Here is a 21431-nt window from a genome sequence, read left to right as displayed (position 1 = left end):
CTTGGGTTGGTGCCATGCGCAAGCGGGAAAGCGGCGCGCATCGTCACGGTTGCGTCAAAAAAAGGAGGCGGCCCCGAAGAGCCGCCCGACTGGAATTGATCTGACTCTATCAGAACTTCGCCTTAGCCGTGACCAGGAAGGTGCGGCCGCGGCCGGTATCGATCGTGCTGCCGGCGATCGTGCTCGACGACGGTGTGTAGGTCTTGTCGAACAGGTTCGTGACCTGGGCCGTGACCTCGAAGCCGTTTTCGAACTTGTAGTTGGCGAAAAGGTCCACCAGACCGTAGCCAGGCACGTTCGGCGGCGTGCGATTGATCTCGCCGACATAGGCGTTCGAAACGGCATAGAGACGCGTACCGACCGAAAGGCGCTGGTCCTCGAGGAAACGTGCGCCGAGCGTTGCGCTGATGATGTTTTCAGGCAGGTAGCTCTGGACGCCGAAACCGTTGACCTGGCTCGGCAGCTTGCTGTCGGTGTAGGTATAGGCAAGGTCGCCGAATACGTAGCCAGCATCGTAGGCCGCCTGCAGTTCGAAGCCCTGGACGGTCGACGTGCCCGGGGTGTTGGCGAAGAAGATCTGTCGACCGCCGTTGAGCAGGACGGCGGTGATGTAGTTGTCGATGCGGTTATGGAAATAATTGGCCTTCACCCGCAGGCTGTCGCTCGAGTCGAGCAGGCCGTCGAAGGCGAAGTTCGCACCGATTTCCCAACCCTTGGACGTTTCCGGCTCGAGGAATGGATTGGGGAAGAACGACTGGCCCGAAGGACCCGGATGGGTGCCGCCGGCAAAGGTCTCGTTGACCGTCGGCGAACGCGAGGTTTCCGCGTAGGTCACGTAGGGCTGGAACCAGTCCGTCGGATTGAGCGCGACCGTGACGCTCGGGTTGAGGCGGCCGTCGGACTTGTCGACCGTATAGGGCCCGGCGGGAAGGCCGATCGGGTTGCCGGCAACGACGGCGCCGGAGCCATCGAGGCTGAAGTGATCCCACCTGAGGCCAGCCGTCAGATCCAGCATGCCATAGGTGAAAGTCGTGTTGCTGAAGACGCCGGTGGTGGCATTGGTGCCGCTACCGTTGACACCGGCGCCCGGCCGGGCCGTGCTGTTGATGACATCGTAGTCGTCGCGGAAATACTCGACGCCGTAGTTCGCCTTCACGGCAACGTCGCCAAGGTCGAACAGCGAGGTGTTCGAGATGTCAAAGCCCTTGCCGGTGTCGGTGATTCGACGACCGGCGGCCGTGCCGCCGCCGCGAATGTCGGTGTCGTACTTCATCTTCAGCCGGTTCCAGTAGGCATTGGCACGGAAGTCGATGAGTTCGTTGTCCGGCGTGTAGGCGTAGCTGGCCGAAACCGTCTGGTTCTTCACGTTTTGGAAATAGGAGTTCGCGAAGAAGTCGTTGTCATAGGTGACCCCGGTAAGCTTGAACGTGTGATCCTTGTCCGGCGTCACTTCAAACTTCAAGAGGCCCGAGAGAAGATCCTCCTCGGTGAAGGGGACCTGGACGCCGTTGCCGTTGTCGTAGTTGCCGGGATCGGCCTTGCTGATACCGCCAAGCACCGAGAAGACATCGTTGAAACGATAGGCACCGATCAGCGACTCCGACCATCCGGCGCCGTTCGTGCCATAGGTTGCGGATGCGATGCCGCCATAGTTCTTGCCGTCCTGGATCAGGTCCTCGACGTCATAGGTCTTGAAATTGACGGAACCGGCGAGCGCGCCGCCGCCGACACCGGTGACGGCGCCGCGCGTCACGTCGATCTCGGACAGGAACGCCGGGTCGAAATAGGCAAAGCCCTGGGCTTCGTGACCGGTAAACCGGAAGTTCTGGCGAACGCCGTCGATCATCATGTTGACGCGGCCGGACCCCTCAAAACCACGAATGTTGACAGCAACACCCGGGTTCTGCGGATTGTTCGCCGTCGACGTTCCCGGAACGCCGCGCAGAAGGTCGTCGGTTTCCTGGCCCGACTGCAGATCGATCTGGTCCGTCGTGACGACGCTGACGGGGCCGGGCTTGGCATAGGGGTCAGCGGTGCGCCCGCCCTTGGCAACGATCGGCGAGAGGTAAGTTTCGCCCTTTATTGTCTCCTCGGCCTTCTCTTCCGACTTAGCCTGGGTTGTTGCGCTTTGCGCGAATGCGACGGTAGCGAATGAAATTGCAAGAGTTGTCGTGCAAGCCAAAAGAGCCAGGCGACGATGCCGGGTGAGCATGGACCAATCCTTTGATTTTCGGAGGCCGGGCTTGCTGTTGAGCGGCAAACTCAAGGGGCTGGCTGGGCGGTAGATTCTAAAGCGGCGCGACATGTCGTCGCCTCATTTAAGCCGCATAAAAAACATGAGTGTTCTTGTCAACATACAAAGGCAGTCCCCACAATTTATGGGGTCGTGCCAATTCGAGGCGTTGCCAAACTGCAACGCTTTTGCCGAAGGCCGGATGAAACCAGATCCGGTTCCGTGCGTTCCCTTCCTTCCGGACCCACTGCGGGGGCAACGAGAAAGGAACCGGATGCGTCGCTCTTTTCCCTTGATCCTGCTGTCACTCCTGATCCTCACCGGCGCCAGCCTGCCGAAATCCGGACCGGTCCCGCTCAAGAAGCCGCCGAGCGAGGCGGAAACGAAAGAGGCTGTTCCAACACCCGACGAAAAACCGGCAACGCCGACGGACGATGGCAGGGCCGATCCGTCAAAGGTGCCGCCGGCCATCGACAAACAGGCTGTGCCTGAGCCGAAGCCGAAGGACGGCAGTGAAGGCGCGGCTGGGGATCAGAAGCCCGCTACGGACGGAAAGGGCCAGCCCGCCGACGAGAAGAAAGAAGAAAAACCGGCGCCAATCGTCTATCCGCCGGTGGAGGCGGAGAATGCCGCCGACTATGCAAAATGCGTCGCCGATCTGAATGCGATCGGCGCGACCTTCGACGAAGCCAAGCGCATCGACGACGGCAAGGGCTGCGGCATCGACAAGCCGCTGGAGGTCACCGGCATTCTGCCCGGCGTCACGCTCGCGCCCAAGGGGCTGATGCGCTGCGAAACCGCGCTGGCGCTGGCGCGCTGGACCAAGGAGACCGCCCAGCCGGCCGCGGAAGTCGCCTTCGACAAGACAATCAAGATCAAGGCGCTGAACCAGGCATCGACCTATATCTGCCGCCTGCGCAACAATGCGACGACGGGCAAGATATCCGAGCATGCGCACGGCAACGCCGTCGACATCGCCTCCTTCACGTTAAGCAACGGCACGACGATCGCCATCCAGCCGCGCGACGAGGACGGCACCATGGACGGTGCCTTCCAGCGCGCGGTCACTGCGTCCGCCTGCCTCTACTTCAAGACCGTGCTCGACCCCGGCAGCGACGCCGCCCACGAGACGCACCTGCATCTCGACGTGATCGAACGCCGCAACGACTACCGCTACTGCCGCTAGGAGAACGGCTCGCCGGCCCTCAATCGTTTCCGTGGCCAAGGGCGACGAACTCGCCCTCGAAGCGACCGGCCACGCTGTCGCCGTCGAGGAGGTCTGCAACGACCACGGCCCGCGCCTTGCCCCGCCGTTCGAGCAATCGCAGAAAGCCCGGCCATTGCCCGGCATCCGCCAGCGACGAGCGTGCGGAGAAGGCACCGGCCACCGGCTTCAGATAATCCATCCGGTTGCTCTGGATCACCAGCCGCGCCGCCACCCCGCTTTGGCGCAAGCGCACATGCAGCAGCGACCAGGCCGACAGGATCGCAAGCGCCGAGGCGCTGCCGCCGAACACCGTTTCGCGGTGGTTGATGTTGGGCGCAAGCGGTGCCGAGAGCTGCACGTGATCGTCCGCTACCGCATCCACCCGCACCTGCATCGCCGCCGACAGCGGGATGTGGTTATGAAGATAGGCCTGAAGTTCCTCTGGCGTCATTGTGGCGTCCCTGATGCGTTCCTGCGCCGATCAATGCACGAGACCATGTGTCCTGGCGAGAGACAGGCGCCCGCGTCCTAACGTCTCCCGCAAGCCTCCCATAGCCCAAAAGATACCGGGCCGCGCGCCTTGCAGGAGCCCGCCCCTGCTCCCAAATACGGCGCGAGGAAAATCCACCCGTTTTGCGCCCCTTCTCAAGGAAATCTGTCATGGCATTGACGATGTACCAACTCTCCATTCCCGCACTCGTTCGCGGCCTTGGTGTCCTCACCAGGCTGCTCGACAAGGCAGAGGCTTTCGCCCGGGAAAAAGGCATCTCCACGGATGATCTCGTGAACGCCCGGCTGGCGCCCGATATGCTGACGCTTGCCGGTCAGGTGCAGCGTGCCAGCGACACGAGCAAGGGTCTCGTCGGCCGACTGACGTCGATCGAAGTGCCCCGGTTCCCGGACGAGGAAAAGACGTTTGACGAACTGCGCCAGCGCATCGCCAAGTCCGTCGCCTTCCTTGAAACGGTGCGCCCTGTCGATCTCGAAGACAGCGACAGCCGCGAGGTCGTGCTCAATTTCCCGACGCTGAAGGTGACGCTCACGGGTGAGGAATATCTGCAGAAATTCGTGCTGCCGAACTTCTATTTCCACCTGACGACCGCCTACGACATTCTTCGCTACAAGGGCGTGCCGCTCGGCAAGGCAGACTTCCTCAGCCTTACCGCCTGATTTCCGCCGCGGGAGACCCCGGACACAGCAATGCCGCGCATCCACCCGGATCCGCGGCATTGTATTTCAGGCAGGCAAGAGCGCCTAGAACAGCCCTTCGATATAGCCCTGCTCGTTGAGGAAGATCTTTTCCGACGAAGGCACCTTCGGCAGGCCCGGCATTGTCATGATCTCGCCGGTGATGACCACGATGAAGCCGGCGCCGGCGGCCAGCCGCACCTCGCGGATCGGCACCGCATGGCCTGTCGGCGCGCCGCGCAGGTTCGGATCGGTCGAGAAGGAATATTGCGTCTTCGCCATGCAGATCGGCAAATGGCCGTAGCCCTGATCCTCCCAGCTGCGCAGCTGGTCGCGCACCGACTTGTCGGCGATCACTTCGCTTGCATGGTAGATGTCCTTGGCGATCGTCTCGATCTTGTGGAAGAGCGACATGTCGTCAGGATAAAGCGGCGAGAACTGCGAATGCCCGCCCTCGGCAAGTGCCGCCACCTTCACCGCAAGTTCCTCGATGCCGGCCGAGCCTTCGGCCCAATGGCGGCAAAGCACGGCTTCAGCACCGAGCGTCGCCACATAGTCCTTGATCGCCTGCACTTCGGCCGCGGTATCGGAGGTGAAGTGGTTGATCGCGACGATGACGGGAACACCGAATTTCTTGACGTTCTGCACATGCCGGCCGAGATTCGCGCAGCCCTTGCGCAACGCCTCCAGGTTTTCGCGGCCAAGGTCGTCCTTCTTGACGCCGCCATTCATCTTGATCGCCCTGACCGTCGCAACCAGCACCGCGGCATCGGGTTTCAGGCCGGCCTTGCGGCACTTGATGTCGAAGAATTTTTCCGCACCGAGATCGGCACCGAAGCCGGCTTCGGTCACCACATAGTCGGCGAGCTTCAGCGCCGTCGTCGTTGCGACCACCGAATTGCAGCCATGGGCGATATTGGCGAAGGGGCCGCCATGGACAAAGGCCGGATTGTTTTCGAGCGTCTGCACGAGGTTCGGCTGCATCGCATCCTTCAAGAGCACCGTCATCGCCCCATCCGCCTTGATGTCGCGGGCAAAGACCGGGCTCTTGTCGCGGCGATAGCCGATGATGATGTTGCCGAGACGCTTTTCCAGATCCTTCAGGTCCATCGACAGGCAGAGGATCGCCATCACTTCGGAGGCAACAGTGATGTCGAAACCGGTTTCGCGCGGATAGCCGTTGGCGACCCCGCCGAGCGAACTGACGATGCTGCGCAGCGCCCGGTCGTTCATGTCCATCACCCGTCGCCAGGCAATGCGACGGATATCGATGTTCTGCTCGTTGCCCCAGTAGATGTGATTGTCGATCAAAGCCGCGAGCAGATTGTGCGCCGAGGTGATTGCGTGAAAGTCGCCGGTGAAGTGGAGGTTCATGTCCTCCATCGGCACCACCTGCGCATAGCCGCCGCCGGCCGCGCCGCCCTTGACGCCGAAACAGGGGCCGAGCGAGGCCTCGCGGATGCAGACGATCGCCTTCTTGCCGATGCGGTTGAGCCCGTCGCCAAGGCCGACGGTCGTCGTCGTCTTGCCCTCGCCGGCCGGCGTCGGGTTGATCGCCGTCACCAGGATCAGATGGCCGTTCTTCTTTTCGCGCTGCCGGGCAATGAAATCGGCACCGATCTTCGCCTTGTCATGGCCATAGGGCAGCAAATCCTCTGCCGGTATGCCAAGCGCCGCACCGATCTCGAGGATCGGTTTCTTCTTCGCCGCGCGCGCAATCTCGATATCGGACTTGACCTCCGTCATGACATGTCCCCTCCCAGGGTCTGGTTTTCGTCCACGCTTTCCAAAGCGCGGTTCGCAATGCCGGAGCGGGAGGAGAAGACGTGTCTGCGGCTTCCGCCACATCCCGCTAACTCAAGATCGGCGGCGGCCGGCGTTAACGACCGGACGCCTCGTCGTCTGCCTTAACGGGCGAGAATGTCGCGCATTTCGACGATGTTGGAGCGCACCCTCAGCGTATAGAACCCCATGGTCGCCAGATGCGTCGGCATGATCCAGCCCGCTTCCTCGCCGTTGGAGATGATCCAGGGCTGAATGCGGAGCGCCGCGCGCAGCTGCTTGATCGTTTCCGTCCAGATCGGCAACAGGCCGCGCTGGGCAACCACGTTGTCGAAGTCGGCGCCGGCTGCCGAGAGAATGCCGTAATAGCCGTAGAGCTGGCCATAGGCGAACCAGAAGCGATCGTCGGCGCGCGTGTCGAACCAGCCGCCATTGTGATTTTCGGAGCGCTCGCGCAGGATCGCCGAGGTGTTGCCGAGGTCGTTGGCGACACGGTCGAGGAATTCGACGAGGTTGTCCGAGCGGCCGTCGAAGATCGCCTCGCACTTGCTGAGCGTGGTGTTGAACGATCTCAGATCCTTCATCGCCGCCCGGTAAAAGCTCGGGGTCGGCGTCTTCGGGCCAAACGGATTGATGCCGAAATACCAGGTCTCTTCATCGAACTGCATGTTGCCGCGCGCGCTCTGCAGGGCGTTGTTGATGCCCGAGGTGCCGCGCATGCGACCGAGCGAATCGACGAGCTCGACCGAGGTGCGGCGGATCGCCTGGTTGACCCCGCGCTGGAACGACGCCTTGTTGTCGAGCCAGGGCGTATCGTCCCAATCGAGCCCGAAGAAGCCGAGCTTGTAAAGCAGCATCGACGAGATCCAGGCGTTCTCGTTGACGTTGAAATCGATCAAATCAGCCGTGACATCGACGATGGCCGAGGTCTGGCAGACGGTGCCTGCCGGCAGCTGCACGGCGGCCAGCGCCTCGGGCGTCGATTCCATCGGCTGCGTGGCCACGCCCGCAAGATTGCTGGCGCCCCCAGTCGTCGATTGGCCTGTCGAGGTGGTAGCGGGGCCGCTCATCGGCGAGCCGGCGGGCACCTTGCGCTCGGCCAGCTTGTAGCGATCGACATAGTCTTCGTTGAAGTTCGTCCAGGCCTGGGTCTGCCAGATGAAGTAGCCGTAAAACAGGATCAGGCCGAGCAGGACGATGCCGATCGGTCCCTTGATGATCCAGCTGCGCTGACGATACCAGTTGCCGATCGCGATGAAGGGCCAGAGCAACCAGGCGACGGCGAGCCCGATGCCGCGGCCAATCGCGGTAAAGACACGCTGGAAAAACGCAACGATCGGGTCGAACATGTCCTATTCCTCTCTGAGGCCGTAAAGCTTGTGGCGGAAGGCCGCCTTGTCTTTCAAATATGTGCCGGTCAGCGTCGCCACAACATAGGCCTTGAAGCTTTCGCTATAACGCTCGTAGGCGTCGTAGAAACCCTGCTTGTCGAAAACGAAGCGCGAGACGAAATCGCGGGGCACGAGCTGGGATATCAACCGGTTGACCAGCCACTGGTCCGGATGGGCGGGTGCGGCGCGCACCAGCATGAAGCGGTTTGCCGGCGCCACGTCCTGCATCTTGATCGTGCCGGTCGCGGCGACCGTGCGGATCATCTCCTGCAGGAAGGGATAGGCGCCGTCTTTCGCGACCGCGGCTGCATACCGGTGCATCCAGGTCTGCAGCCAGATCCGGTCGGCATTGGCAAGATCGGCCGTCGGGTCGCTCTCGTTGATCAACCCACGCACCACCATGTCGGCGCGGTGCTGATAAAGCCCGGAATCCTCGACCCAAGACGCCTGCGGCAGTTGCAGCCGCTTGGTCGAGGCGAGGAAGTCGTAGATCCGGGCGTGATCGTTGATGGCGATGTAGCTCACCTGCCAGGGGCGCGAGCGGCGGAAGCCCGGCACGGAGGGGTCGCAGATGACCGTCGTCGTCTTGTGGTCGAGGAAGATGTAGACGCCGCCGAAATGGTTGGCCCAGAACGCCTCATGACGGAAGACGAGCTGATCCGGCACCAGTGCGTTCTGTCGGATGTCGCCGGTCTGCCTGGCAAGCTCGACCATGCGCGTCAGCATCTCGTCGTCGGCCCAGGCCGTCGGCACCTTCTTCAAGCGGTCGACAAGGCCACGCAGTTCGCCCGCCTTGCCGAGCATGTCCTCGGCCGACAGCACCCGGAAACGCACCTCGTTGATCGACAAGAGATCGTCAATGTCGTTTACGACCGAGACCGAATCCTCGATCTCGCCATAGAGCGCATCCTTGATGGTGATGGCGTTGATCGCACGGCTGTTGGCGTTGAAGAACTCGTGCATCAGCGCCGCGGTATTGGAGAAACTCGTATGCACGCACGGCAGCTCCGCCTGCTCCGGCGTCATGATGATGAAACGACGGTTGACCCGGTTCGGGTCGAGATAGTCGCGATCCCCCAGCTCCTCGGCGATCTCGGGCGAAAACCCGGTCATGTCGATGCTGAACTGCGTCAGCGCCGTTGGCCGCAGGCCGAAGCCTTCGAGCGCCTTGTTGTAGCGCGCGATCAGATGCGGCTCCGAAATATCGAGCAACCGTCCATAGATCAATTCGGCTTCAAGCAGGCGGTTCATCTGTCAGTTTTTCCTAGCATCACCCCTGCCACCGGCCGTCGCGTTTCATCGCCTCGATCTCGCGGATCGCCTTTTCGCGCTGGCGCTCGCGGCGGATGATGTCGGTGACGGCGGCATCGTCCGACTTGTCGGTGTAGCGGAATTCGCTGTCGGCGTAGCGGTTGATCTCCTGCAGCACCATGTCGATGGTGATCGGGCCGCGCAGCGCCTCGATCATCGCTTTCTTCTCGTCATAGCCCTTGTGCATGAAGGAGCCGGCATCCCTGAACCAGTCGTCCGGCAGCTCGACGTCCATCGCCCGAAGCTTGATCGCGTCGGTGATGTTCTTGATCGCCCGGCCGGTGAAGCGCGGCTCGGCCTCCTTGATCATGTGCAGATAGGCGCCGACATCGGCGAGCGAGCCGATCGCGCCCTTTTCCTTCTCGTAGCGCTCCCAGACGGCAACGAGACCATCCTCCTTCGGCCGCGCATGCTCGGCATAGGACTGGGCAACCGCGCGCTTGATCTCCTGCCCCTCGAACAGCTGGTGCTCGCCGAGCGGGATCTTGTGGTTCTTGCCGACGAGCAGCGCGAAGATGTCGATGTAGTCGTCCTCGGTCTGCGGCCCGTCGACGAGCCAACGCGCGCCGGCGCGCTGGCGTAGCGCATCGTCGACATTTTCGGGATAGTTCGAGAACATGCCGAAGGTGCAATTGCCGCGCACCACCGTCGAGGCGCCGGCAAAGCTCTCCATCAGCACCGCCGTCACCTCGTGCTGGCCGGCAGAGGCGCGATCGTCGGAGCGCTTCGCCGCCACCTGGTCGACATCGTCGATCGTGCCGAAGCCGATCGCCCGCGGATTGATGACGTTGTTGACGAACTCCTTGCAGTTCTGGCCGGACTTGCCCTGATAGGAGGAGATCTGGTCGACGCCGAAATTCTCGTAGTGGAAGGCGTAGCCGGCGATCTCGCAATAATCGTTGAGCATGCCGGCAAGCATCTGGATCAGGATCGTCTTGCCGGTGCCCGGCATGCCGTCGCCGATGAAGGTGAAGAGGAAGCCGCCCAGCTCGACGAACGGGTTCATCTGCCGGTCGAAATCGTAGGCCATCAGCATCTTGGCAAGCTTCAGCGCCTGATACTTGGCGATGTGGTTGCCGATGATTTCCTCGGGCTTCTTGAAGGTCATGACCAGCGGTTTGCGCTTCTGGCCGGGTGCCACATCGAAACCGTTGAGCGTGAAGTCGTCCTGGTCGAGACGAATATGCACGTTCTCGAAGCTCTGCAGCCCGGTGAAGCGACCCTTGCGCGCAATCAGCCCTTCGATCGCCACCCGCGAAAACGCGCGCGCCCGGGCTGTCAACGCCAGGTCGTCAGGCGCGCCGGCGATGCCGCGGTCGAGCGCCGAGATCAGGCTCTTCAATGCGTCCTGCGGCGTGTCGAACAGGAAATCCGGTTCGACCGCATCGTCGACCGGCTCGCCCTCTCCGGCAAGCGTCGCACCGAGATAGGCGGCAAGCGTGAAGGCCGCGACATAGGCAGAGGCCGACAGCAGCGCCTTGAACTGATTGGCCTCCTCCCCGCCAAGCGGCGAAGTGGCGTTCTTCGCCTGCAGCTGTTCGAGGCTCGTCTGGCGGGCAAAGACGTCGGCGACGGCAAGCGCCACCTGGACACCCCGGCGCGTGCGATAGAGCACGGCGTGTTGGGCCGGCGAAAACATCGGATCGCCCTGGCGCACCGCCTGGATCGTCTTCGTCAGCTCCACGTCGCGGGTGCGCCGCTGGCCGCCGGTCGAAACCGTCGACACGAAGCGACGGCCGGTGCCGGCAAGCGAGGTGCCGGCGGCGGCATCTTCCCGCTCCAGGATGATGAGCTTGGTCACCAGCCCCTGCGCCACCGCCTGATGCTTGGCGATGTCGTCCTCGTGCAGCGTCGTCAGCCCCGTATTGAGTGTCATCGTCAAACCTCGCTCACGACCTGGTTGCCGGAAATGACGTGGACCTTGTAGTCGCCGAACACCTGTTCCGCCTCGCCGGCGGCATAGAGCGCCTGATAGGCGTCATGCGGCACCAGCGCGTGTTTCTCGTAGGAGGAGACCCCCATGCGCGTCGCTTCCAGATTGGCGGTATCGATGTGGAATTCCTCCTGTGCCGGGGTCGACGACCAGAAGCCGCGCTTGGCCGGTCGCTCCGATTTCGAGAAGATCTCCTGCACCGTCCAGGTCAAAAGCCAGGCATTCTCGGTCTTGCGTACCTTGGAAAGTATATCGTTGATGCGCGCATTGTTCTCGGTGATCCCGGCCGAATAGAACGGCCCGAACACGATGCGGCGCAACTGCTTTGGGTGTAGTTCCTCGAAATCCTTGTCGAGATTGGTGGCGATCGTCACCGGCGTCAGTGAGTAGCTGCTGTTCTTCGAGGCAAAATCGTCGAAACGGCTGGCGAGATCCGGATTGAGCAGGCCGCCGACCGGCAGCGGGATCTCCACCTGCGGGTTGAGCTTGCCATCGGCAGTCACCAGCATGTCGACGATCTTTTCCGAGGAATCCTCGATCGTCGCCATATAGACCATCGGCAGGGTGTTCGCCCCGTCGAAGGCGCCCCAACTCACCACGTAATAGGGCCGCATCGTCTTGGAATTGACGGCAACGCGGATGGTCTCGGGCAGGATGAAAGGCGAAAAAATCTCGCCCTTGCCGATCTGCTCCAGATAGAGCCGCTCGGCCATGCGCGTCTGCAACGCTTCGGGAAAGGCCTTCTGCCTCAGGATGAAATCGACCATCTCGTCGCGCAGCGCATCGGCCGAAGGAATATCGGCAAGGCGCTTCATCGCCGTCTGGCGATCGTTCTCCAGTTCGAGCACGTTCTGAAAGACGGGAAAGCCGCTTTCGGCGCGCGAAATCCGGAACTGGTCGACAAAGCCGATCCGGTTCTCCCAGCAGTCGATCGAGGCCTTCAGCCGACCAAGATAGGGAACGATCACTTCACCGACGACGGTGTTGCGATAGAGCGGCGAGTTGCGATCGCCGAGAAAGAGCTCAAGCCCGGCGAGCGCCGCATGGATCGACGCAAAATACTGTGCGACAGCGGATGAAGCCGCGACCTTCATGCAAATCCCCGTGACGCGCGCCGAAAGGAAAACTCGGTTCGGATCATGCGCCGTCCGTTCACTGCTTCACGTAGTTGGCAGTGTTGTGCTTGTCCATGACAGCCTGGAAGCGGCGGGCGAAAGCGTCGTCGGCGAGCTTCTTGCGGCGCTGGATATCCTGCGTCGAAAGCATGTTCTTTTCATGCATTTCCAGGAGATCGCCGATGTGGCGCTGGGCCGCGGCACCGATGCCGGCCATCGTTTCCTCGGCCGCCGTGTCGACCTGGCTGCCGAGCGTGTTGATCTTGTGGGCGACGTCCTGCTGGGCCGCCGTCTTCAGCGAGTCTTCCAGCGCCTTGTAGAGCACGATGCGCTGCTCGGTATCGATGGTCAGCTTGTTGATCAGCGTGTTCTGCGCCGCAATCTGGTTGTTGAGCGAATCGACGAAGGTCTGGAACATCGAGGTGTAGCGTTCGAGCGTCTGGCTCTCGGCAAGCAGTTCCTGCTCCTTGGCCTGCTTCTCGTTGTATTCGGTGGCAAGGGCCGAGCGCTCGCCCTCGAGCTCGGTGCGCACCTTCTGCTCGGTCGAGGCGGCGATGCGGTTTTCGATGTCGAGCAGCAGCGGGTTCAGTTCCTCGATGCGCTTCTGCACCTCTTCGAGGTTCGCCATCGTGCCCTTGCGGCGCTCGATCACCTGGATCAGGCTCTGCTCAGAAGTCTTGTAGCGCTGGTCGAGGATCGACTTCTGTTCCTTGAGGATGCCGACGATCATGTCGGACTTGGAAAGCAGTTCCTGCAGATTGCCGGCAAGCGACATGTTGCGCACGCGGTCGGTGCGCATGCGCTGCATCTTCTGCTTGGAGAAGATGCCGATGAACTTCTCGTAGCCCGTATAGTTTTTCATGCTCTCGAATTCGGAGCCGAAGACATTGGTCGCGTCCTCAAGGCCGATGATCAGGTCGGCGATGTTGGCTTCCATCACCTTTTGCTGGTTGATCACGTCCTGGATCCGGGCATTCTCGATGTCGAAATTGACGTCGCCGAGCTTGGTCTCGGCCTTGGCGAACTGTTCGAGCACGACGCCGGATTGTTCGAGCTTGCCGCGCATCTGTTCGACAACGCCCTTCGTCTTTTCGATCTCCGCGTCAAAATTCTGAAGAGTCGCCATGTCCTGCCCCTCGGTCCACCGTGGCGATATCCGCCAGCCCGGCTGAATTATTCAGCCTTCGATTGCAGTTATATAAAGGGTGTTTACCGAAAGAGAACAAGCCTTTCCCGGCAGCTTTTTGATCAGCCACCACAGCGAAGTGCTTGAGATATCGACGGCATTGCCGCACGCAAGCCGAGGAAAAGCGGGAAACGGTTTTCCGTCCGGAACCTGCGCCGTCCCTATTTGGCAGCCGGCGGCGCCTTCAGGTAGGCAATCACGTCGGCAATGTCCTGCGGCTTTTTCAAACCCACAAAAGCCATCTTGGTGGCACCGACCATTGCCTTGGGGCTCAGCAGATACTCGCTGAGCGTCGCCTCGTCCCAGACATGACCCTCGGCGCCGAAGGCCTTCATCGCGTCGGAGTAATTGTAGTCGGCAACGGATGCGGCCGGGCGTCCGACGACGCCCATCAGGCTCGGGCCGACCCGGTTTGTCGGTTCGCTTGCGGTGTGACAGGCAGCGCATTTGCGAAAGACGGCAGCGCCGGCCGTGGCGTCGCCACCGGCATGGGCGACCGTTGCGCCGAGGGAGAACGTGCCAAGACAGAGCGTGATGGAAAGGCTGGTGACGAGACGCAACATCGAAGACCCCTGGCGTGCGGATAGAGGCGAACAATGGCATCGCGCATATGGCGGTTTCAAGCCGCCACGACGCCGCACTCACTCGCAGCGCATCAGGTCGTCCCAATGGCGCCGGCAATAGGAGACATATTTCTCGTTGCCGCCGACCTCGACCTGGGCGCCCTCGCGCACGACCTTGCCCTGCCCGTCCAGGCGCACGACCATCGTCGCCTTGCGGCCGCAGTGGCAGATGGTGCGCACTTCGCGCAGCTCGTCGGCAATCGCCAGCAGCGCCATCGAGCCCGGAAAGAGCTTGCCCTGGAAATCCGTGCGCAGGCCATAGGCCATGACCGGAATGCCGATGCGGTCGGCGACGCGGGCAAGCTGCCAGACCTGCCCCTCGTTGAGGAACTGCGCCTCGTCGACGAAGACACAGGCGATCTCGCCTTCGCCATCCCGGTGCAGCCGGTCGATCAGCCCGAAGAGATCATCGTCGCCGTGAAAGGGAATGGCGTCCGCGCCGAGACCGATGCGCGAGGAAATGCGGCCAACCCCTCCCCGGTCGTCATGGGCGGCGATCAGCATCACCACGCGCATGCCGCGCTCCTGGTAGTTGTAGGAGGCCTGCAGCAGCATCGTGCTCTTGCCCGCATTCATCGTCGCATAGCTGAAATAGAGTTTGGCCATTGTCACCGCGTCCGGTTTTTCCGTCTTCCGGGTAATGACGAGGCTTGGCCGGGAAGGCCAGAGCCCGTTTGCAGCACCCACAGTTTTTCGGCGGACTAGACCATTTCGTGGACATTGCGACATCGAGCGTCGCATCGTGCACCCCGCCAGCATATTGACGCAATACACTTCCTTCGACATCAAAGCGCTTGAATTCGCTATCCAATGGTGTTTGGCTAAAACAATAATCGAGGCAGGGGAACGACAACGATGAAAAAACGACTCTCTCTCAAACTGATGCTGGCAGGCGCCGTTTCGGTCGTGGCCATCACCGCTCAGCAGGCTGCAGCTGCCGAGCCGGAAAGCTGTGGCACCGTCCGTTTCTCCGACGTCGGATGGACGGATATCACCGCGACCACAGCCACTGTTTCCACCGTTCTCAAGGGCCTCGGCTACCAGACGGACATCAAGGTTCTCTCGGTTCCGGTCACCTACACCTCGCTTAAGAACAAGGACATCGACGTCTTCCTCGGCAACTGGATGCCGACCCAGGAAAACGACGTGCGCCCCTATCTCGACGATAAGTCGGTCGAATCCTTCGGGCCGAACCTGGTCGGCGCCAAGTATACGCTCGCGACCAACGCCAAGGGCGCGGAGCTTGGCATCAAGGACTTCAAGGATATCGCCACCAAGAAGGTCGCGCTGGAAAACAAGATCTACGGCATCGAGCCCGGCAATGACGGCAACCGCCTGATCATCGACATGGTCGACAAGGACACCTTCGGCCTCAAGGGCTTCGAAGTGGTCGAATCCTCCGAACAGGGCATGCTGGCGCAGGTCGCCCGCGCCGAAAAGGACGGTGCGCCGATCGTCTTCCTCGGCTGGGAACCGCACCCGATGAACGCCAACTTCAAGCTGACCTATCTCTCGGGCGGCGACGACATCTTCGGCGCCAACTTCGGCGGTGCGGAAGTGTTCACCAACGTGCGCGCCGGCTACACCACCGAGTGCCCGAACGTCGGCAAGCTTTTGACGAACCTCAAGTTCTCGCTCCAGATGGAAAACGAGATCATGGGCAAGATCCTGAACGACGGCCAGGAGCCGGACAAGGCAGCCGAGGAATGGCTGAAGGCCAACCCGACCGTCGTCGATCCGTGGCTCGCCGGCGTGACCGCCAAGGATGGCGGCGACGGCCTGGCCGCAGTCAAGGCCGCACTCGGCCTCTGATCGGCATCAAGGCGGGGGAAATCCCCGCCTTTTTTCACCGCGTCATGCGCTCCTTTTTGACCTGACGAGACGGATCTACCTTCGTGGAATATCTGACCGAGAACCGCATCCCTATCGGGGGCTGGGCCAAGGCGTTCGTCGACTGGCTGACGACCAATTTCGAGCTGTTCTTCGACCAGCTCGCCCGCTTCCTGTCCGGCGTCGTGGCCGTGCTGCTCTGGATCCTCCAGACCCCTCACCCGCTGATCGTCGTCGCCGTGATCACGGCCGCCGCCTGGTGGTTCCGCCGCTCGCTCGGCGTGACGCTCTTCACCGGCCTCGGCCTGCTTCTGATCATCAACCAGGGCTACTGGAAGGAAACGACGGAAACGCTGGCGCTGGTGCTCGCCGCCAGCTTCGTCAGCATGGCCGTCGGCGTTCCGCTCGGCATCGCCGCTGCCCGCCGAGCCTGGGTCTATGCGATCATGCGACCGATCCTCGACCTTATGCAGACGATCCCGACCTTCGTCTACCTCATCCCGGCGCTGATCCTCTTCGGCCTCGGCATGGTCCCGGGCCTGATCGCAACGGTGATCTTCGCCATCCCTGCGCCGATCCGCCTCACCCGTCTCGGCATCATCTCGACACCGCCGTCGCTGGTCGAAGCCGCCCAGGCCTTCGGTGCGACGCCGGGACAGGTGCTGCGCAAGGTGGAGCTGCCCTTCGCCATGCCGCAGATCATGGCCGGCCTCACCCAGACGATCATGCTGTCGCTCTCGATGGTGGTCATCGCCGCGCTCGTCGGCGCCAACGGCCTCGGCGTTCCGGTTCTACGGGCGCTGAACTCGGTCAACGTCGCCAAGGGTTTTGAAGCCGGTCTCTGCATCGTCATCCTGGCGATCATTCTCGACCGCCTTTTCCGCTCGTCCGACGAAGGAGAAGGCGCATGACCAACGCCGTTGTATTCAAGAATGTCGACATCATCTTCGGCAACAATCCGCAGGTCGCGCTGCAGATGGTCGACCAGGGCAAGACCCGCGACGAGATCGGGGCTGCGACCGGCCTCGTGCTCGGCGTCGCCGGCGCCTCGCTCGAAATCACCGAGGGCGAGATCCTGGTGCTGATGGGCCTTTCGGGATCGGGAAAGTCGACGCTGCTTCGCGCCGTTAACGGCCTCGCGCCGGTCGTGCGCGGCGAGGTCGAGGTCAAGACTGCGAACGGGCCGCTCAATCCCTATCGAACCAACCCGAAGTCGTTGCGCGACTTCCGCATGCACACGGTCTCGATGGTGTTTCAGCAGTTCGCACTCCTGCCCTGGCGCACCGTTGCCGACAATGTCGGCTTCGGGCTTGAGCTTGCCGGCATGCCGGATGCCGAGCGCAAGGCGCGCGTCGGCGAGCAGCTCGAACTCGTCAATCTCTCGAAATGGGCAGGCCGCAAGGTCAACGAGCTTTCGGGCGGCATGCAGCAGCGCGTCGGCCTTGCCCGCGCCTTTGCGACCGGCGCACCGATCCTTCTGATGGACGAGCCGTTCTCGGCCCTCGACCCTCTGATCCGCACCCGCCTGCAGGACGAGTTGCTGGAGTTCCAGCGGCGGCTGAAGAAGACGATCATCTTCGTCAGCCACGATCTCGACGAGGCCTTTCGCATCGGCAACCGCATCGCCATCATGGAGGGCGGGCGCATCATTCAGTGCGGGACGCCGCAGGATATCGTCAAGAACCCGGCGAACCAGTACGTCGCCGATTTCGTCCAGCACATGAACCCGATCACCATGCTTACGGCGAAAGACGTGATGCAGACCGGCGTCCAGCGCGGGGTGACGGTTGCCGGCGTGACAGCGACGGCCAAACCAACGACACCGCTCGTCGACATTCTCGACGCCATGTCCCGCCAGCCCGGCAGCATCGGGGTCGTCGACAACGGTTCGGTGGTCGGCACCATCGACGCCCAGGATATCGTGCATGGGCTGACGCGCCACCGCAACAAAAGTTGACGGCGCCCCTCAACAAGCCAATAAAAGCCCGGAGCGTCGTTCCGGGCTTTTTCGTCCCGGCGACGACCGCATGGCAGGAAAAAGGGAAAGACCATGAGCGACAAGCCGAACGTTTTGCGCGACACCGACGACGAAGCCCGCACGCTGGCACGCACGCTTCTGCGCGGCGCGCGCAGCGCATCGCTTGCGGCAATCGAGCCGGACAGCAGCGGCTTCCCCTTCGTCAGCCGCGTGCTCGTCGGCATGGATGTCGACGGGGTGCCGGTCATCCTGATCTCGAAACTGTCGACCCACACCCAGGCGCTGCTTGCCGACGCCAGGGCTTCGCTTCTGACGGGCGAACCCGGCAAGGGCGATCCGCTCGCCCATCCTCGCCTGACCGTACAATGCACGGCCGAACAGGTGGCGCGCGACAGCGAGGCGCATGTCCGAATCCGCGAGCGATTCGTTCGCCGCCACCCAAAGTCGAAGCTTTACGTCGATTTTCCCGATTTCGGATTCTTCCGGCTGACGCCGCTGCGTGCCAGCCTCAATGGCGGCTTCGGCCGCGCCTATGTTCTGACCGCCGGGGACCTGCTCATCGACACGCCTGCCGTCGCTTCGCTCGCCGCGATGGAGGCGAACGCGATCGATCATATGAATACGGATCATTCTGACGCAGTTCGGCGCTATGCGGTGACGCTTTGCAAAGCACCGGAAGGCAACTGGAAAGTGGTGGGTATCGACGCCGCAGGGCTCGATCTTGCAGATGGCGATCAGCTAAAACGCCTTGAGTTCCCGACACCTATCGAAGAAAGTTCCAATTTACGGGCAATTTTGCGTGAACTTAACGGTTAATCGCGGGAGAAGTACCCCCATTTCTTGCAGTGGGTGGTTGCCCTTTTATGCATCACGACTAATTATCGTGCTTCGTCAACCATAACTACGTGTGATGTAATTTTCGCATGGAGCACGCAATGCAGCCACTTTCGCCTGAAAAACACGATGAAGCCGAGGTAGCAGCCGGTTTCCTCTCGGCCATGGCAAACCCTAAGCGCCTACTCATCCTCGATTCCCTCGTCAAGGAAGAGATGGCGGTCGGCGCATTGGCCAACAAGGTTGGGCTGAGCCAATCGGCTCTCTCCCAGCATCTTTCTAAGCTCCGTGCTCAGAATCTCGTCAGCACCCGTCGCGATGCGCAGACGATTTACTATTCTAGCTCATCCGACGCGGTCATGCGGATTCTAGGCACGCTCAATCAAATCTACGGTGACGACCAGATCGCCACTGCAGAAAAGACTCCGGTCCGCAAATCGGCCTGATACTCGGTCCGCATCTGCGGACCCGTTCGAACAGCCCCACACGAGAAATCGCGCGGGGCTTATTCTTTGGCGGATAGTCTTCCCGATTTGCACGTGAAAGGTGCCGGCGCTCGCCGGCATTTACCGAGCCTTGAGACTTCCGGGGCACGATGCGCCGCGACAGAAAAAGCCGGAAAGCGGACATCGGGATATGCGTGACAAGGTCCGCTGGGGCATCGCCGGAACCGGCACGATCGCAAACAGTTTTGCCGCAGACTTCCGCTTCGCACCCCATGCGAGCCTTGTCGCCGTCTCATCCCGCAGCGCGCAGAAGGCCGAGAGCTTCGCTGCGCGTTTCGGCGGCCTGCGCAGCTATCAGGGTATCGAGGCACTGGCGGCCGCTCCCGATATCGACGCGATCTATATCGCCTCACGCAATGCCGAGCACCTCCAACAGGCCACCCTTGCGCTCGCCGCCGGCAAGGCCGTGCTGGTCGAAAAGCCGCTGACGACGTCGTCAGCCGACGCGCGTGCGCTCGCAACCGCCGCCGGCGGCACCTTTGCCATGGAGGCGCTCTGGACCTGTTTTCTTCCGGCGATATCGCGGGTTCGCGACTTGCTCGCTGTCGGAACGCTCGGCGCGATCCGCCATGTCCGGGCGGAACTCGCCTATGAGAAACCGTTCGACGCCGTCAGCCGGTTCTTCGATCCGGCGCTCGGCGGCGGGTCGCTGCTCGACCTCGGCATCTATCCGATCGCCCTTTGCCTCAATCTGTTCGGAGAGCCCCGGTCCGTCGACGGTTCGTGGAAGCGCGCGCCGACCGGCGTCGACACTTCGGCCAAGATCAAGCTGACCTATGGCGGCTTTGACGCTGCGCTCGGCTGCGGCTTCGATCGAAACGGCCACAATCGCTTCGTCATCGAGGGCGAGCGCGGCACGCTGGTCATCGACGCGCCGTTCCTGAAGGCAAGCCGCCTCTTCGTTTCCACCGGCGGACCGGCGCGCAAGCTGCTGGCTTTCAACGGAAAAGCAGCCCACCGGCTGGCCCGGCATCTCCCCCTGCCCGGCCTCACCCGCCATGAAAATCCCTTCCCGGGGAGCGGGCTGCAGTTCGAAATCGAGGCAGCAAGCGCAGCCATTCTAGAGGGCCGCGGCGAACATCCGTCGATGCCGCTATCGGCCAGCATAAAGGCTCTGGAAATCATCGAGACGATCCGCGCAAAGACGCCTCACGCCGGATAAGCCTGCGCCGAAACGGAACAGGAGCAGTGCCGACACTGCGCCGCTTAGAGATCGAGCGGACGATAGTCCCGCCAGCCGCCGTTGAGCGCCAACACCACCTCCGTCAGATGTCGTGCCGTCGCGCCGGAGAAGAACGGTGTCTCGCCGCGTTCGATCGCCTGCGCCTGTACCGCGATGCCGCGCACGAAATCGATCTGCGACGGAAAGGCCGGAAGCGCCCTTGCCGCCGGCGCTGTCCGATAACGCATCTTCGTTCCGGGATAGAGCCGAAGCGGAAGCTTGCGGCCAAGTTTCCATTCCAGCCAGTCGAGCCCGCGATGAAGAAGCGGCCGCTTCGCCCCGAAAGTCTCCAGATGGATTGGCGAGCGATTGTCCCAGAGATCGCGAACGGAGATCATGCCCTTGTCACCGATGATCGTCAGCGAGCGGTCGCGCGGCGCCGCCAGGCCACAGGTGACCCGCGCCGTCACACCGGAGCGGAACGTCAGGCAACCCACGGAAAAATCGGGCCCGAGCGCCAGCGTCTCGGTTCCCGGCCCCTTGCCCGGAAAGGTGAGCGCCGAGACCGCGCTGACTTCGGCGACTGGGCCGAACAGCGAGACCAGCCAGCTTGCCGCATAGCCGGCATGCTCGAGCGTGCAGCCGACCTCGAATTCATGGACGCCCGGCCAGCGCGCGCCAGAACGGCTGCGCCAGGCGCGCCAGTTGGCCTTGAACACCGGGCCATCTTCCATCTCGGCATAGACAAGCCGCGGCGTGCCGATGGCGCCGTCCGCAAGCAGACGAGTGCAGAGCGCCTGCGCGTCACTGAGGCCATTGGCCGGCGCGCCGGCAAGCAGCAACCCCTTGGCCTTCGCCAGGTCGACGAGTTCGCTCGCCTCCTCCACGGTCATCGCCAGCGGCTTCTCGCAATAGACGTGCTTTCCGGCCAAAAGCGCCCTGCAATTTACGGTATAGTGGCTCTCCGGCGTCGTCAGATTGACGACGATCGACACCGCCGGATCGGAAAGCACTGCGTCGAGCGAGTCATGAGGCGAAACCTTCCAGTAGCGCGCAAACGCGTCGAGACGCTCGGCATCGCGGTCCCAGACGCCGACGAGCCGCAGCTCCGGATGGTTGGCGAGCGTCGTCATGTAATAGTCGGCGACGAAG

General features: G+C 62.3%; 19 protein-coding genes. 8 read left to right on the top strand and 11 right to left on the bottom strand.

Annotation, left to right across the window (positions count from 1 at the left end; translation table 11 throughout):
- Positions 1-109: 109 nt before the first annotated feature.
- On the bottom strand, positions 110-2212 hold the full coding sequence (locus JVX98_RS27615; RefSeq protein WP_205238131.1) for a TonB-dependent receptor domain-containing protein: 2103 nt from the start codon (positions 2210-2212) through the stop codon (positions 110-112).
- A 295-nt stretch (positions 2213-2507) separates the two neighbouring features.
- Here JVX98_RS27615 and JVX98_RS27610 point away from each other — a divergent pair, with 295 nt between their 5' ends.
- Positions 2508-3419 carry an extensin family protein gene (locus JVX98_RS27610; protein ID WP_205238130.1) on the top strand — a complete coding sequence of 304 codons (912 nt, stop codon included), beginning with the start codon at positions 2508-2510 and terminating at the stop codon, positions 3417-3419.
- Between the two features lie 19 nt (positions 3420-3438).
- On the opposite strand, the gene JVX98_RS27605 is transcribed toward JVX98_RS27610, so the two are convergent.
- A complete protein-coding gene (locus JVX98_RS27605) occupies positions 3439-3891 on the bottom strand; it encodes a thioesterase domain-containing protein (protein ID WP_205238129.1) in 453 nt (150 codons plus the stop codon).
- Between the two features lie 209 nt (positions 3892-4100).
- On the opposite strand from JVX98_RS27605, the gene JVX98_RS27600 reads away from it, so the two are divergent.
- Positions 4101-4610 (top strand): DUF1993 family protein, encoded by a 510-nt coding sequence (locus JVX98_RS27600; protein WP_205238128.1) that lies wholly within the window; start codon positions 4101-4103, stop codon positions 4608-4610.
- Positions 4611-4694: 84 nt separating this feature from the next.
- On the opposite strand, the gene JVX98_RS27595 is transcribed toward JVX98_RS27600, so the two are convergent.
- From JVX98_RS27595 to JVX98_RS27560, 8 genes are all read right to left on the bottom strand, one after another.
- Positions 4695-6374, bottom strand: a complete 1680-nt coding sequence (locus JVX98_RS27595; protein WP_192446935.1) for a formate--tetrahydrofolate ligase — start codon at positions 6372-6374, stop codon at positions 4695-4697.
- 161 nt (positions 6375-6535) lie between these two features.
- Positions 6536-7759, bottom strand: a complete 1224-nt coding sequence (locus JVX98_RS27590) for a DUF2333 family protein (RefSeq protein WP_205238127.1) — start codon at positions 7757-7759, stop codon at positions 6536-6538.
- 3 nt (positions 7760-7762) lie between these two features.
- A complete protein-coding gene (locus tag JVX98_RS27585) occupies positions 7763-9052 on the bottom strand; it encodes a DUF6638 family protein (RefSeq protein ID WP_205238126.1) in 1290 nt (429 codons plus the stop codon).
- A gap of 19 nt (positions 9053-9071) precedes the next feature.
- Positions 9072-10988, bottom strand: coding sequence for an AAA family ATPase (locus tag JVX98_RS27580; RefSeq protein ID WP_205238125.1), 1917 nt, complete (start codon positions 10986-10988; stop codon positions 9072-9074).
- 2 nt (positions 10989-10990) lie between these two features.
- Positions 10991-12139 (bottom strand): hypothetical protein, encoded by a 1149-nt coding sequence (locus JVX98_RS27575; protein WP_205238124.1) that lies wholly within the window; start codon positions 12137-12139, stop codon positions 10991-10993.
- Positions 12140-12197: 58 nt separating this feature from the next.
- Positions 12198-13286 carry a hypothetical protein gene (locus JVX98_RS27570; protein ID WP_065374272.1) on the bottom strand — a complete coding sequence of 363 codons (1089 nt, stop codon included), beginning with the start codon at positions 13284-13286 and terminating at the stop codon, positions 12198-12200.
- A gap of 221 nt (positions 13287-13507) precedes the next feature.
- Entirely contained in the window at positions 13508-13909 is a 402-nt protein-coding gene (locus JVX98_RS27565; protein ID WP_192446940.1) for a cytochrome c family protein, read from the bottom strand.
- 78 nt (positions 13910-13987) lie between these two features.
- The gene (locus JVX98_RS27560; RefSeq protein ID WP_192446941.1) at positions 13988-14575 is read right to left on the bottom strand and encodes a thymidine kinase; all 588 of its coding nucleotides are present in this window, start codon (positions 14573-14575) and stop codon (positions 13988-13990) included.
- A gap of 249 nt (positions 14576-14824) precedes the next feature.
- Here JVX98_RS27560 and JVX98_RS27555 point away from each other — a divergent pair, with 249 nt between their 5' ends.
- The 6 genes from JVX98_RS27555 to JVX98_RS27530 all read left to right on the top strand — a co-directional run bounded on the left by JVX98_RS27555 (position 14825) and on the right by JVX98_RS27530 (position 20279).
- Entirely contained in the window at positions 14825-15781 is a 957-nt protein-coding gene (locus tag JVX98_RS27555) for a choline ABC transporter substrate-binding protein (protein ID WP_205238123.1), read from the top strand.
- A gap of 83 nt (positions 15782-15864) precedes the next feature.
- Positions 15865-16710 carry a choline ABC transporter permease subunit gene (choW, locus tag JVX98_RS27550; RefSeq protein WP_192446943.1) on the top strand — a complete coding sequence of 282 codons (846 nt, stop codon included), beginning with the start codon at positions 15865-15867 and terminating at the stop codon, positions 16708-16710.
- Positions 16707-17756, top strand: coding sequence for a choline ABC transporter ATP-binding protein (choV, locus tag JVX98_RS27545; RefSeq protein ID WP_205238122.1), 1050 nt, complete (start codon positions 16707-16709; stop codon positions 17754-17756). The genes choW and choV overlap by 4 nt, the downstream gene beginning before the upstream one ends.
- Positions 17757-17849: 93 nt before the next feature.
- Positions 17850-18593 (top strand): HugZ family protein, encoded by a 744-nt coding sequence (locus tag JVX98_RS27540; RefSeq protein ID WP_205238121.1) that lies wholly within the window; start codon positions 17850-17852, stop codon positions 18591-18593.
- Positions 18594-18712: 119 nt separating this feature from the next.
- Positions 18713-19057, top strand: a complete 345-nt coding sequence (locus JVX98_RS27535) for a helix-turn-helix transcriptional regulator (protein ID WP_043621113.1) — start codon at positions 18713-18715, stop codon at positions 19055-19057.
- Positions 19058-19247: 190 nt separating this feature from the next.
- A complete protein-coding gene (locus tag JVX98_RS27530) occupies positions 19248-20279 on the top strand; it encodes a Gfo/Idh/MocA family protein (RefSeq protein ID WP_205238120.1) in 1032 nt (343 codons plus the stop codon).
- A 44-nt stretch (positions 20280-20323) separates the two neighbouring features.
- Here JVX98_RS27530 and JVX98_RS27525 read toward each other — a convergent pair whose 3' ends face one another.
- The gene (locus JVX98_RS27525; protein WP_246765068.1) at positions 20324-21412 is read right to left on the bottom strand and encodes a Gfo/Idh/MocA family protein; all 1089 of its coding nucleotides are present in this window, start codon (positions 21410-21412) and stop codon (positions 20324-20326) included.
- Between the last annotated feature and the right edge of the window lie 19 nt (positions 21413-21431).

Origin of the sequence: Ensifer sp. PDNC004 (genome assembly GCF_016919405.1) — a bacterium.
Classification (GTDB): Bacteria; Pseudomonadota; Alphaproteobacteria; order Rhizobiales; family Rhizobiaceae; genus Ensifer.
This window is presented reverse-complemented; position numbering and strand designations above follow the sequence as displayed.